12 protein-coding genes and 1 riboswitch are annotated in these 12,125 nt (G+C 74.9%); of the genes, 1 reads left to right on the forward strand and 11 read right to left on the reverse strand.

The window, feature by feature from the left end; all coding sequences use genetic code 11:
• Positions 1-148 precede the first annotated feature (148 nt).
• Positions 149-278: riboswitch (cobalamin riboswitch) on the reverse strand.
• A gap of 215 nt (positions 279-493) precedes the next feature.
• The 5 genes from Q2K16_RS05990 to Q2K16_RS06010 all read right to left on the reverse strand — a co-directional run bounded on the left by Q2K16_RS05990 (position 494) and on the right by Q2K16_RS06010 (position 5,809).
• Positions 494-829, reverse strand: coding sequence for a hypothetical protein (locus Q2K16_RS05990; RefSeq protein WP_194823335.1), 336 nt, complete (start codon positions 827-829; stop codon positions 494-496).
• Between the two features lie 195 nt (positions 830-1,024).
• Entirely contained in the window at positions 1,025-2,266 is a 1,242-nt protein-coding gene (locus Q2K16_RS05995; RefSeq protein ID WP_302744041.1) for an MFS transporter, read from the reverse strand.
• Between the two features lie 374 nt (positions 2,267-2,640).
• Positions 2,641-3,438: a sugar phosphate isomerase/epimerase family protein gene (locus Q2K16_RS06000; RefSeq protein ID WP_302746385.1), complete on the reverse strand. Its 798-nt coding sequence runs from the start codon at positions 3,436-3,438 to the stop codon at positions 2,641-2,643.
• A 71-nt stretch (positions 3,439-3,509) separates the two neighbouring features.
• On the reverse strand, positions 3,510-4,661 hold the full coding sequence (locus Q2K16_RS06005) for a dihydrodipicolinate synthase family protein (protein WP_302744042.1): 1,152 nt from the start codon (positions 4,659-4,661) through the stop codon (positions 3,510-3,512).
• Positions 4,658-5,809, reverse strand: a complete 1,152-nt coding sequence (locus tag Q2K16_RS06010) for a Gfo/Idh/MocA family protein (RefSeq protein WP_302744044.1) — start codon at positions 5,807-5,809, stop codon at positions 4,658-4,660. Before Q2K16_RS06010 ends, Q2K16_RS06005 begins: the two co-directional genes overlap by 4 nt.
• 155 nt (positions 5,810-5,964) lie before the next feature.
• Here Q2K16_RS06010 and Q2K16_RS06015 point away from each other — a divergent pair, with 155 nt between their 5' ends.
• Positions 5,965-6,981, forward strand: a complete 1,017-nt coding sequence (locus Q2K16_RS06015) for a LacI family DNA-binding transcriptional regulator (RefSeq protein WP_302746386.1) — start codon at positions 5,965-5,967, stop codon at positions 6,979-6,981.
• Positions 6,982-7,036: 55 nt separating this feature from the next.
• Here Q2K16_RS06015 and Q2K16_RS06020 read toward each other — a convergent pair whose 3' ends face one another.
• The 6 genes from Q2K16_RS06020 to Q2K16_RS06045 are packed head-to-tail and all read right to left on the reverse strand — an operon-like array spanning position 7,037 to position 12,101.
• Positions 7,037-7,645: a bifunctional 4-hydroxy-2-oxoglutarate aldolase/2-dehydro-3-deoxy-phosphogluconate aldolase gene (locus tag Q2K16_RS06020; RefSeq protein ID WP_302744045.1), complete on the reverse strand. Its 609-nt coding sequence runs from the start codon at positions 7,643-7,645 to the stop codon at positions 7,037-7,039.
• Entirely contained in the window at positions 7,642-8,664 is a 1,023-nt protein-coding gene (locus Q2K16_RS06025; RefSeq protein WP_302744046.1) for a sugar kinase, read from the reverse strand. The genes Q2K16_RS06020 and Q2K16_RS06025 overlap by 4 nt, the downstream gene beginning before the upstream one ends.
• A complete protein-coding gene (locus Q2K16_RS06030; RefSeq protein ID WP_302744047.1) occupies positions 8,661-9,617 on the reverse strand; it encodes a DUF6807 domain-containing protein in 957 nt (318 codons plus the stop codon). The genes Q2K16_RS06025 and Q2K16_RS06030 overlap by 4 nt, the downstream gene beginning before the upstream one ends.
• Positions 9,614-10,246, reverse strand: a complete 633-nt coding sequence (locus Q2K16_RS06035; RefSeq protein ID WP_302744048.1) for a hypothetical protein — start codon at positions 10,244-10,246, stop codon at positions 9,614-9,616. Before Q2K16_RS06035 ends, Q2K16_RS06030 begins: the two co-directional genes overlap by 4 nt.
• Entirely contained in the window at positions 10,243-11,124 is an 882-nt protein-coding gene (locus Q2K16_RS06040) for a carbohydrate ABC transporter permease (protein WP_302744049.1), read from the reverse strand. Before Q2K16_RS06040 ends, Q2K16_RS06035 begins: the two co-directional genes overlap by 4 nt.
• Positions 11,124-12,101: a carbohydrate ABC transporter permease gene (locus tag Q2K16_RS06045; protein WP_302744051.1), complete on the reverse strand. Its 978-nt coding sequence runs from the start codon at positions 12,099-12,101 to the stop codon at positions 11,124-11,126. The genes Q2K16_RS06040 and Q2K16_RS06045 overlap by 1 nt, the downstream gene beginning before the upstream one ends.
• Positions 12,102-12,125 lie beyond the last annotated feature (24 nt).

Consider the following 12,125-nt stretch of genomic DNA (forward strand, 5'->3'; position numbering starts at 1 on the left):
GCCGGGGACGGCGGAGGGGGTGGGGGCACGCGGCGGCGCGGGCTCGACGGCGATGCGGGAATCACCGACCGTCATCGGGTCGGCAGTGACGCTGCGCGTCATCGGGGTCCTCCTCGGGTGTCCACGCCCTGGGGTTCTCCGACGGCCGAAGTATCCTGGCTCCCGGATCGACGCTCACCCCCGGCCTTCCAACCGTGCACGCACGGTCGTGACCCACGAGGGGGGATCGCTCCCCGGTGACAGTGGCGGGACCGCGTCGGAGTCGCACCGACTTCCTTCACTGCCGTCAGGCCGCGAATGCTGCCACACTCCTCACCCCGAGGTCAACGGCGGCCAACGGCCCCACGACGGCACCGATCGACCCCCGTGGCGAGGCCGCCGGCCACCCGCCCGAGAGGGTCCGCGTCCGCCCACCGGCCGGCGCGGAGCTGGTCCGGACGGCCCGTTGCCCGGTGGTCGGGACACCTCTCCCGGACGCTGTCGGGCTGAGGGGTCAGCGGAGGCGACGCTCGGGGTGGGCCCGGTTCCAGGCCCGCATCCGCTCCGGGTATCCGGTCTTCGCCGCCTCGTAGAGGGGCACCGCGTGCCGGTGGGCCAGTTTCGCCGCCGTACGGGGGGAGCCGGTGCGGCGGCGGATCCACTCCCCGTCGTGCGCGATCGCCACCACCGTGGTGTCGGTGGCGGTCGTCTCGGGTTCGAGATAGAACTCCACCCCCCGGTGGGCGGCCACGAAGTCCGCCAACGCGGTCAGGTCGTCCCGGGTGGCCTCCCGGTCGAGCTTGGTCGGGATGCCCTCGTCGGCCCGGGGCCGCCGGCTGAACCAGCCCATCTGCCCGTTCCTCTCCTCGGCGTCCCTCCAGTGGAGCACCCCCACCTGGGTGGGCGCTGCGAGCCCGGTGACAGCCGGCTGAGCGGCCCGTTCACCGCCGGTCGAGGGCGGCCGGTTCGTCGGGGGTGGGACGTAGAACGCGGCGGCGGCACCGGGGAACGGCCGCGCACCCGATACCGGCGGGGCCGACGCCTGTCAGTTTTCCGGTACCGGACCGGCGGAGTGCTGCGGGCCGGTGCCGGCCGGCGGACGGGTCGCCGGCACCAGCGCCAGGGTGGGGATCAGCAGCACCGGCACCACCAGCAGGGCGTGCAGGATGCCGATGTGGTCGCCGAGCAGGCCGAGCAGCGGCGGGCTGGCCAGGAACGACGTGTAGCCGAGCACCGCGACGACGCTGACCCGGGCGGGGGCGCGTTCCTCGTCGTCGGCGGCGGCGCTCATCCCGACCGGGAAGCCGAGCGACGCGCCGAGCCCCCAGAGGACCACGCCGACGACGGCGAGCGGCCCGGAGCCGGCCAGCACCGCCAGCAGGGAGCCGGCGGCGGCCAGCAGGATCGTGCCGATCAGCACCGGCACCCGGCCCCAACGGTCGATGGCCACGGTGCCGGCGGTCCGGCCGATGGTCATACCGGCGACGAAGACCCCGAAGGCGGCGGCCCCGGCGGCCTCGCTGACCCCGTAGCCGTCGACGAAGGCGACCGCCAGCCAGTCGTTGGCGCTGCCCTCGGTGAACGCCATGACCAGCACCAGCGCGCCGATGAGCAGGGTGCGCGGCTCCCGCCAGGCCGCGAGCAGGCCACCCCGGCGGGTCGACGCGGCGCCGTCGGCGGTCGAGGCGGCCGGGGTGGGCAGGAAGTTGCGCGCCCCCAGCAGGGTGCCGCCGAGCACCACCGCCGCCAGCACCGCCAGGTGCACGGTGATCGGCACGCCGAGCCGGGCCGCGCCCGCGCCGAGCCCGGCGCCGGCCACCGAGCCGAGGCTCCAGGCGGCGTGGAAGCGGGGCAGGATGGTGCGGCCGAGCCGTTTCTCCACCGCCGCGCCCTCGACGTTCATCCCCACGTCGCAGGTGCCGGAGCCGTAGCCGAGGGCGAACAGGCCGACCGCGACGCCGGGCAGCGAGCCGAGCGGTGCGGCGACACCCACCCCGACCAGCCCGACCGCCACCAGCACGGTCGAGGTGGCGACGGTGCGGGCCGGCCCGAGCCGCTGGGTCACCAGGCCGGCGGTGGTCAGCGCCAGCACCGCGCCCCCGGACATGGCCAGTAGCAGCAGTCCGAGCCGGCCGGCGCTGAGCCCGAGCGCGTCGCGGACCGCCGGGATCCGGGAGAACCAGGTGGCCACGGCGAGGCCGTTGAGGGCGAAGACCACCGCGACACCGTTGCGGGCGGCCCGTACCACACCGGGCGGGACGGTTCGGTTCTCGGTCGCGGTGTTCACGGCGCGCGGTCCTCTTCCTGTGGCGTCACTTTCCCGTGTGGCCGTTCCCCCGGCCCGGTGTGTCCCGGCCGACCCCGACGTCCCACCGCTTGATCTCACACCGCTTTCGTCACGGCCACAAGCGCAATGTGCTCCTTACCGCAGCGGCACGGCCGGACGACGATGGCGCGGCACCGGTCGGCGAGGCCAGCCTGCTGCTCGCCCAGCCCTGGCTCCTCCCCACCGCCACCGGCCTGCGGTGGGGCGCGATGTGCCACCGACCGGTATGCCTGTCCACCGCTGGGGTGCCTGCCCTCCCGCTACCCCGGCGGTCGACCGGGCCCCCGCGACGACGGGCCGCCCGGATCCCGCAGCAGTCCCCGCTCACGGTCCGCTCAGGACACGTGGGCCAGGTAGGCGTCGATGGTGGCGGTGAGGATGTCCGGGCCGGGGCGGGACCAGAGCGCCGCCTGGAACACCTCGACCTCGACCGGCCCGGAGTACCCGGCGGCGTCGACCGCCTCGCGCAGCCGGCGCAGCTCCACACAGCCCTCGCCGGGCAGCGCCCGACCGAGCAGCACCCCCTCCGGCAGCGGGGTCACCCAGTCCGCCGCCTGGAACGCGGCGATCCTCCCGCCGGCCCGGGCGATCTGCGCGTACACCGTGTCGTCCCACCAGACGTGGTAGGTGTCCACCACCACGCCGACCACGGCGGGGTCGAACCGTTCGGCGATGTCGAGGGCCTGGCCGAGGGTGGCGACGACGCACCGGTCGGCGCTGAACATCGGGTGCAGCGGTTCGATGGCGAGGCGTACCCCGGCTGCCGTGGCCTCGTCGACGAGCGCGGCGACGGCGTCGGCGACCTGCCGGCGGGCCCCGTCGACGTCACGGCTGCCCGGTGGGAGTCCACCGGAGACCAGCACCAGCTCCCGGGTGCCGAGGGTGGCCGCCTCCTCGATGGCCCGCCGGTTCTCGTCCCACCAGTCGGGGGTGGTGAAGAACCCGCCCCGGCACAGTGAGGTGACGGTCAGCCCGGCGGCGCGGACCAGCTTGGCGGCCCGGTCGGGCCCGTACTCCTGGACGGGTTCCCGCCACAGGCCGATGCCGGGCACCCCGGCCGCCGCGCAGCCGGCGACGGCCGCCTCCAGCGGCCAGTGCTGGGCGGTGGCCTGGTTGAACGAGAACCGTTCCAGCCCCGGCGTCGCCACCACCCGGGCCGCCTCGTCGGGCGGTCTCGGGCCGGCACCGGACGGCGTGGGGGCGGTCACTGGGCCACCCCGGCCACGGTGAAGTAGGCCCGGGCCCGCGCGGCGGCCAGGTCGGCGTCGGGCAGCAGCCCGGCGGCGTCGGCGAGGACGAGCAGCCGGGCCAGGTGCGCCGGGGACCGGCCGGACTGCTGCCCGGCCAGCATGGTGAAGTGCTCCTGGTGCCCGGCCAGCCAGGCCAGGAACACGATGCCGGTCTTGTAGAACCAGGTCGGCGCGGCGAACAGGTGCCGGGCCAGCGGCAGGGTCGGGGCGAACACCGCGTCGTAGCGGTCCAGGTCACCGGCGTCGAGGGCGGCGAGCGCGGCGGCGGCGGCCGGCGCGATGGCCGCGAAGACGCCGAGCAGGGCGTCGGAGTGGCCCTGCTCGTCGCCCCGGATCAGCTCCGGGTAGTGGAAGTCGTCACCGGTGTAGAGGCGCACCCCGGCGGGCAGGCGGCGGCGCAACGCGACCTCCCGGTCGGCGTCGAGCAGGGACACCTTGATCCCGTCGACCCTGCCCTGGTGCTGTTTGACCAGGTGCAGCACCGTCTCGGTGGCCTCGTCGAGGTCGGTCGAGCCCCAGTAGCCGGTCAGCGCCGGGTCGAACATGTCGCCGAGCCAGTGCAGCACCACCGGCTGGTCGGCGGCGGTGAGCAGGTCGTCGTACACCCGCAGGTAGTCGTCGGGGCCGGTGGCGGCGGCGGCCAGGTGCCGGCTGCACATCAGCACCGGGCGGGCGCCGGCGGCGGCGACGTCGGCGAGCTGCTCGGCGTACGCCCGGGTCACCTCGATCACCGTTGCCGGCCCGGGTGGGAGCTGGTCGGTGGCGACCCCGGCGACGATCCGGCCGCCGACCGCACCTGCCTCGGCGGCGCTGCGCCGGATCAGCTCCCGGGTGGCCGGATAGTCCAGGCCCGCACCGCGCTGGGCGGTGTCCATCGCCTCGGCCACCCCCAGCCCGTACGACCAGAGGTGCCGCCGGAAGGCGAGGGTGCGGTCCCAGTCGACGGCGGCCGGGGCGCCCGGGACGTTCTCCGCGCGCGGGTCGGCGACGACGTGCGCCGCCGCGTACGCCGTCCGGGTGGTCGACGGGCCGGCGGGGCGTCCGTGGCCCGCGCCCCCGCGTAGCCGGTGGGTGCCGCCGTCGGGCAGCCGGACGACGGCCGTCACCGGGACAGCTCCGGCACCTCGACCCGGCGGCCCTCCCGGGCCGAGCGCAGCCCCAGCTCGGCGAGTTGCACGCCGCGTGCGCCGGCCAGGAAGTCCCAGCCGAACGGGGAGCCGGTGACGACGTGCCGCAGGAACGCCTCCCACTGCACCTTGAAGCCGTTGTCGAACTCCTCGTTGTCGGGCACCTCGGTCCACTGGGCCCGGAAGTCCTCGGTGGCGGGCAGGTCGGGGTTCCACACCGGTTTGGGGGTGACCGCCCGGTGCTGGACCCGGCAGCGGCGCAGCCCGGCGACGGCGCTGCCCTCGGTGCCGTCGACGTGGAACTCGACCAGTTCGTCGCGGTGCACGCGGGTGGTCCAGGACGAGTTGAGCGCGGCGATGATCCCGCCGTCGAGTTCGAAGATGCCGTACGCGGCGTCGTCGGCGGTGGCCGGGTAGGGCCGGCCGGCCTCGTCGACGCGCTGCGGGACGTGCGTGGCGGCGACGCAGGTGACCGCCCGGACCGGGGCGAACAGCTCCTCCAGCACGTACTGCCAGTGCGGGAACATGTCCATCACGATGCCGCCGCCGTCCTCGGCGCGGTAGTTCCATGAGGGGCGTTGGGCGGGCTGCCAGTCGCCCTCGAAGACCCAGTAGCCGAACTCGCCCCGGACGGAGAGGATGCGGCCGAAGAACCCGCCGTCGATCAGCCGCTTGAGCTTGCGCAGCCCGGGGAGGAAGAGCTTGTCCTGGACGACGCCGGTGCGGATGCCGGCGGCGTCGGCGGCCCGGACCAGCTCCCACGCGGCGGCGCTGGACTCGGCGAGCGGCTTCTCGGTGTAGATGTGCCTGCCGGCGTCGATGGCCTGGCGGATGGCCTTCTCCCGCTGCTGGGTCACCTGGGCGTCGAAGTAGATCTCCGCGTCGTCGCGGGCGAGGGCGGCGGCGAGGTCGGTGGTCCAGTCGGTGAGGCCGTGCCGTTCCGCGACCGCCCGCAGCCGGGTCTCGTCCCGGCCGACCAGGATCGGCTCGGGCCAGATCCGGGTGCCGTCGCCCAACGCCAGGCCACCCTGCTCGCGCAGGGCGAGCAGGGAGCGGACCAGGTGCTGGCGGTAGCCCATCCGACCGGTGACGCCGTTGACGATGATGCCGATCGACCTTCGGGTCATGGTCGTCCTTCCCCTTTGCACATCGCATGGGTAAGCGCTTTCCTAGCAGCCTAGGTGGCCGCCCCACCACGGGCAAGGGGCCGCCGTCGCCCGTTGCGGTAACCTGTCCGCTACCGTGCGGCCCCGACCGGGCCCGGACACTTTCGGGGGTGCCCATGGCGACGCTGGCCGATGTCGCCCGCCGCGCCGGAGTCTCCCCCGCCACCGCCTCCCGGGTGATCAACGGCAGCAGCAAACCGGTCGCCGACGAGCTGCGCGAACGGGTGCTGCGGGCCGTCGCCGACCTGCGGTACGTGCCCAACGCGCACGCCCAGCTGCTGGCCCGGCCGCAGCGCAGCGTGGTCGGCGTGGTGGTGCACGACGTCTCCGACCCGTACTTCGCCGAGCTGACCCGGGGGCTGCAACGGGTCGCCACCGACCACGGCCGGCTCGTCATCATCTGCAACAGCTACCGCGACCCGGAACGCGAGCTGGAGTACGTGGAGATGCTGCGTGCCCAGCAGGTCGCCGCGATCGTGCTGGCCGGCTCCGGCTACCACGACGCCACCTTCACCGCCCGGCTCGCCGAGAAGCTGGCCGCCTACGAGGCGACGGGCGGCCGGGTGGCGGTGGTCGGCCGGCACGAGCACCCGGGCGACGCGGTGATGCCGGCCAACACCGACGGTGGTCGGCTGCTCGGCGCGGAACTGCTGCGCCGGGGGCACACCCGGATCGGGGTGGTCGCCGGCCCGCAGGTGCTGACCACCATCACCGACCGGCTCGACGGGTTGCGCGCCGCGCTCGCCGAGGGCGGCCACCCGCTGCCCGCCGAACGCGTCCGGTACGCCGACTTCGACCGCGACGGGGGCGCCCGCGCCGCCGGTGAACTGCTCGACGCCGTCCCCGGACTGACCGCGCTGGTGGCGTTGAACGACTCGATGGCCGTCGGCGCGCTGACCCTGCTGCGCGCCCGGGGCGTGCCGGTCCCCGGGCAGGTGTCGGTGGTCGGCTTCGACGACATGCCGGTCGCCGCCGACGTCACCCCGGCGCTGACCACCGTCCGGCTGCCCCTGGTGGAGCTGGGCGCGCGGGCGATGACCCTGGCGCTGGGCCCGGCCGCCGACAGGTCCCGGGTCGAGGTGCTGCCGGCCACCCTGGTCGTCCGGGACAGCCTCGGCCCCGCCCCGGTCTGACCCGCCCGCACCGGACCGGCGAAACGGCGGGTGGTCGGGTGGGGGCGGCACCGGCTCAGGCGGGGGTCGTAGCCAGCTCGGCGAGCCGGTCGATCTGGCGGGGATCGGACAGCGCCGAACCCACCGCCACCACCCGCACCCCGGCGGCGAGGAAGTCGGCGGCGTTGCCCGCGTCGATCCCGCCGGTCGCCACGAACCGCAGCTCAGGCAGCGGGCCGGCCATCGCCGTGAACCACTGGGGACCGAGGCTGGCCGCCGGGAACGCCTTGAGCCAGATCAGTCCGTGGTCGAGCGCGAGCTGCGCCTCGGTGGGGGTGGCCACCCCGGGCAGGTGCGGGATGCCGTAGCTGACCGCCGCGTCGGCCACCGCCAGGTCCAGCCCGGGGGCGACGGTGAACGCCGCGCCGGCGCTGGCGGCCTGCCGTACCTGGGCCGGGGTGCGCACCGTGCCGGCTCCGACCCGGCGGCCCCGGTCCTTGCCGGCCTCCACCGCCGCCCGCAGGGACAGCGTGGCGTCCGGGGTGCGGATCGGCACCTCGACCACGTCGATGCCGAGGTTCCAGGCCCGTTCGGCGAGCCGGACGGTCTCCGTCGGCGGCAGGTCCCGCAGGATCACCATCACCCGTGCGGTGCCGAAAAGGGGGGCGAAGTCGTGCGCGGTCATCGACGGTTCCTTCCGGTGGCGGGGGTGGGGAGCAGGCCGGCGTCGACCAGGTCCAGGCTCGCCCAGTCCTGCGCCGGCAGCGCGAGGAGCCGGTCGGCCAGCGCCCGGCGCGGCGGCGGGGCGGTGTCGCCGGCGACGGTCAGGGCGGGGGCCGCGCAGAGGTGCCCGAGCCGCAGGCAGCGATCCAGGTCGAGGCCGCGCAGCAGCCCCGACAGGAGGCCGGCGGCGAAGGCGTCGCCGGCCCCGACCGGCTCGTGCACGGGCACCCGCAGCGCCGGCACGAAGACGGCCGCCGCGCCGCGGGGCAGCGCGGTGGCCCCGACGGCGGCGTCCTTGACCACCACCAGTTCCGGGCCGGGCAGCAGGTCACGGACGGCGGTCGGCTCGGTGACGCCCCACAGGGTGTACGCCTCGTCGAGGCCGACCAGGACCACGTCGGCGGCGTCGGCGAGCCCGCGCAGCACCGGTGCGGCGGTCGCCGCCGACCAGAGCCGGGCCCGGTGGTTGACGTCGAAGGTGACCCGGGCGGTGGGCAGCGGCCGGTCGGTGACCGCCCGGCGGACCAGGGCCGCGCAGGACGGCGAGAGGGCGGCGGTCACCCCGGACAGGTGCAGCAGCCGGACCCCGGCCAGCGCCGGATCGTCAAGCACCCCCGGGTGCAGGCGGGAGGCCGCCGACCCGGAGCGGTAGTAGTGCACGGCGGTGCCGTCGGGCGTCGGGTCCTTGAGGTAGACGCCGGTCGGGGCGGTCGGGTCGACGGTGACCAGGCTGGTGTCCACCCCGGTGGCGGCGACGTGCCGCCGGACCCGCCGGCCGAACGGGTCGTCGCCGACCCGGCTGATCCAGGCCGTGTGGTGGCCGAGCGCGGCGAGCGCGCACGCCACGTTGGACTCCGCGCCGCCGACCGAGACGCCCAGCCGGTCGGCCCGCTCCAGCGGCCCGGTCGGGTCGGGGCCGAGCACCACCATCGACTCGCCGACGGTGGCCACCTCCGGGCCGGGCGACGTCCCGCCGGTCACTCCGGCCCCGCGGCGGCGAGCAGGGCGGTGACGCCGGCCCGGTCGCGTACCCCGTCGGCGACCAGCACCCGGTGCCGGCCGGTGCGCCGCCCACCGGCGGGCACCACGGCCGGCCGGTCGAAGGCGAAGGCGACGCAGACCCCCGGGTACATCGCCGTCCGCACGAACCACCGGTCACCGAGCCCCAGCCCGGTGAAGACCAGGGTGTACGCCCCACCGCCCGGCGCCACCCCGGTGAGCGCGACCCAGCGGGCGGCGCTGCCGTTGGCGGCCTGCTCGCCGTCGGCGTCGGCGGTGAACGTGACAGGCTCGCCGTCGGCGACGGCCCGCCAGAAGAAGCCGCCGTAGCCAGCCCCGCCGGGCCGCCCGTTGGTGGCGGGGCTGCCCAGGTGGACGTCGCGCCCGGCCGGGGCGGTGAGGGTGTAGTCGACGTCGAGCGCCCAGGCGTCCGGGGTCACCGGGGTCGCGGCGAGCCGGCGGTGCTCGGTGAGCAGCACCCCGCCGTCGCGGTCACGCCACTGCAACGCGTGCGCCAGCAGGTCCGGGGCGCGGTCGCGCCAGCCCGTGTGCGCGATGACACCGTGGTCGTCGCGCCAGGTGTAGCCGGTGTCGCGGACGTACGTCCGGCCGCCCCACAGGTTGGTGCCGTCGACGTCCTGCACGGCCAGCGACGCCCCGAGGTGCCAGACGTGGTCGGCGGGCAGGGCGTCGGTGACCGGGGTGCCGGCCAGCGTCCGCACCGGGTGCAGGTAGGGCCGGGGACCGTGCCGGGGGTCCAGGTCGGGGCGCAGCACGTACCGGGCCACCTCGACGTCGCCGACGTGCAGCCGGGGATCGTCGTCGCCCGGTTCCGTGGCGGAGCGTCGTGGCCGCACGGCCGCCCCGGACGGTTGCCAGGCGGCGCGGGTCGGGGCCGGGCCGGGGCCGGCCACGGGGTGGGGGTGACCGGTCACGGTGCCTCCATCCGGGCGGTGGACCGGCGGGCGGCGACCACGTGCAGGGCGGCCAACGCATAGCCGGCCAGGATCGGCACCGCCACCGGGGTGACCAGTATCCCCAACACCCCGGCCACCGCGCAGACCCCACCGGCCGCCGCCCAGGTCCCGGGCCGGGCCAGGCCGGTCCGGGCGGCGACCCGGGCCGCCGCCCGCCAGCCCCGCCCGTCGGTACGGCCGATCGCCACCACGGTCAGCCCGGCGTACCCGGCCAGGGCGGCGGTGACCACGGCGGTGCCGGCCAGCACGACGCCGCCCCCGGGCACCCGGCCGGTGGCCAGCGCGACCAGGTCGACGCCGAGCGCGACGGCGACGGCCAACCCGACGGCGCTGGCGGCCAGCCCGGTGGGCAGGGCCCGGCCGAACCGGGACAGCATGGTGCGCAGGTCGGGCCAGCCGCCGAGGGTCAGCCGGTCGTGCACGGCGGCGCTGGCGGTGGCCACGGCCGGGGCGAGGGTGAGCACCGGCAGCGCGGCCAGCGTCACGGCGAACCCGAGCAGCGCCAGGTCGGTGGCGTCGCGCAGGGTGTCCCGCCAGTCCCGGCGGGCCGGTACGGCGTCGTCGGACGCCAGCGGTGCGGCGGTCATCCCTTCAACCCGCTGGTGTTGATGCCCTCGACCAGCATCCGCTGGAAGGCCAGGAAGAACAGGAAGACCGGCAGCAGCGACAGCACCGACATGGCGAACATCGGGCCGACCGCGCTCTGGCTGGTGGAGTCGATGAACAGGGTCAGCGCGACAGGCACCGTGTAGTCGTCCAGGCTGGACAGGAAGACCAGTTGCCGGAAGAAGTCGTTCCAGGTCCAGATGAACGAGAAGATCGCGGTGGTGACCAGCGCCGGGCGGCTCAGCGGCAGGATGACGTGCCGGAAGATGCCGTACGGGCTGGCACCGTCGATCTTGGCGGCCTCGTCGAGTTCGCGCGGGATGCCCCGCATGAACTGCACCATCAGGAACACGAAGAACGCCTCGGTGGCCAGGAACTGCGGGATGAGCAGCGGCAGGTAGGGCCAGTCCCCGCCGACCAGGCCGAGGCTGCGGAACAGGATGTACTGGGGCACGATCAGCACGTGGCCGGGGAGCAGCAGGGTGCCGATCATGACGGCGAACCAGATCCCCCGCAGCCGGAACCGCAACCGGGCGAAGGCGTACGCGGCGAGCAGGCAGGAGACCGCGTTGCCGATCACGGTCAACAGGCTGACCATGGCGCTGTTGAGGAAGAACGTGCCGAAGCTGAGGTCGAAGTTGCCCCAGCCGGCGGTGAAGTTGCCAGGGGTGAACCGCTCGGGCAGCAGGCCGACGTTGTTGACGATCTCCTCCTGCGACTTGACCGAGGTGCCCACCATCCACAGCAGCGGGTAGAGCACCACCGCCACGATCACGATCAGCACCAGCAGCCGTACGGCCTGCCGGCCGCCCTGTCGGCGACGGCCGGGCCGCCGCGCCGTCGAGGTCACCGCCGCCATCACCGCTCCCCGTCGGAGTAGTGCACCCAGAACCGCCCGGTGCTGAAGAAGACCACGGTGATCAGGCCGATCGCGAGCAGGAACACCCAGGCCATCGCGGAGGCGTAGCCCATCTCCAGGTCGGTGAAGCCTGCGATGTAGAGCTTCAGGGTGTACATCAGGGTGGAGTCCACCGGGCCGCCGGTGCCGTTGCTGAGCACGAAGGCGGCGGTGAAGCCCTGGAAGCCGTTGATGGTCTCCAGCACCAGGTTGAAGAAGATGACCGGGGAGAGCATCGGCAGGGTGACGTGCCAGAACTGGGAGAACCGGCCGGCGCCGTCGACGGAGGCGGCCTCGTACAGCTCGGTGGGGACCTGCTTCAACCCGGCCAGGAAGATCACCATGGGTGCGCCGAACTGCCAGATGGCCAGCACCATCAGGGTCTGCAACGCCCAGTCCGGGTCGCTGACCCAGGGCAGCCCCTCGATGCCGAACAGCGCGAGGAACGAGTTGAACGCGCCGTCCCGGTTGAACATGTTGACCCAGACGATGGCCAGCGCGACGCTGCCGCCGAGCAGGGACGGCAGATAGAACAGCGCCCGGAACAGGCCCACCCCCCGCCACGCCCTGTTGAGCAGCAGCGCCACCCCGAGGGCGGCGGCCAGCTTCAGCGGTACGGCCACCAGGGCGAAGGTCACCGTCACCCGCACCGCGTGCCAGTACGACGGGTCGGCGGTGAACATCCGCTCGTAGTTGGCCAGCCCCACCCACCGCACCTCGGACAGCGGGGTGAGGATGTCGTAGTTGGTGAAGCTCAGCCAGAGCGAGAGCAGCATGGGGATCGCCGTGACGCCCATCAGTCCGATGAGCCAGGGCGAGAGGAATACGTACCCCGCCAGTCCTTCGGCGTGCCGGTCCCGCCCGCCCCGACGCCGCTTGGCGCGGGGGCGGGCGGGACCGGTGCGTCCGGTCCGGCCGGGCACCGTGGTGAGGGCCACGGGTCCGGCTCCTTTCGTCGTCCG

Source organism: Micromonospora cynarisoli, from assembly GCF_030518815.1.
Taxonomy (GTDB): domain Bacteria; phylum Actinomycetota; class Actinomycetes; order Mycobacteriales; family Micromonosporaceae; genus Micromonospora; species Micromonospora wenchangensis.

Bases quoted from the DNA above. Each gene is read 5' to 3' on its own strand.
- Q2K16_RS05990 (WP_194823335.1), bottom strand. From the start codon at position 829: ATGGGCTGGTTCAGCCGGCGGCCCCGGGCCGACGAGGGCATCCCGACC.
- Q2K16_RS06010 (WP_302744044.1), bottom strand. From the start codon at position 5,809: ATGACCCGAAGGTCGATCGGCATCATCGTCAACGGCGTCACCGGTCGG.
- Q2K16_RS06015 (WP_302746386.1), top strand. From the start codon at position 5,965: ATGGCGACGCTGGCCGATGTCGCCCGCCGCGCCGGAGTCTCCCCCGCC.
- Q2K16_RS06020 (WP_302744045.1), bottom strand. From the start codon at position 7,645: ATGACCGCGCACGACTTCGCCCCCCTTTTCGGCACCGCACGGGTGATG.
- Q2K16_RS06035 (WP_302744048.1), bottom strand. From the start codon at position 10,246: ATGACCGCCGCACCGCTGGCGTCCGACGACGCCGTACCGGCCCGCCGG.
- Q2K16_RS06040 (WP_302744049.1), bottom strand. From the start codon at position 11,124: ATGGCGGCGGTGACCTCGACGGCGCGGCGGCCCGGCCGTCGCCGACAG.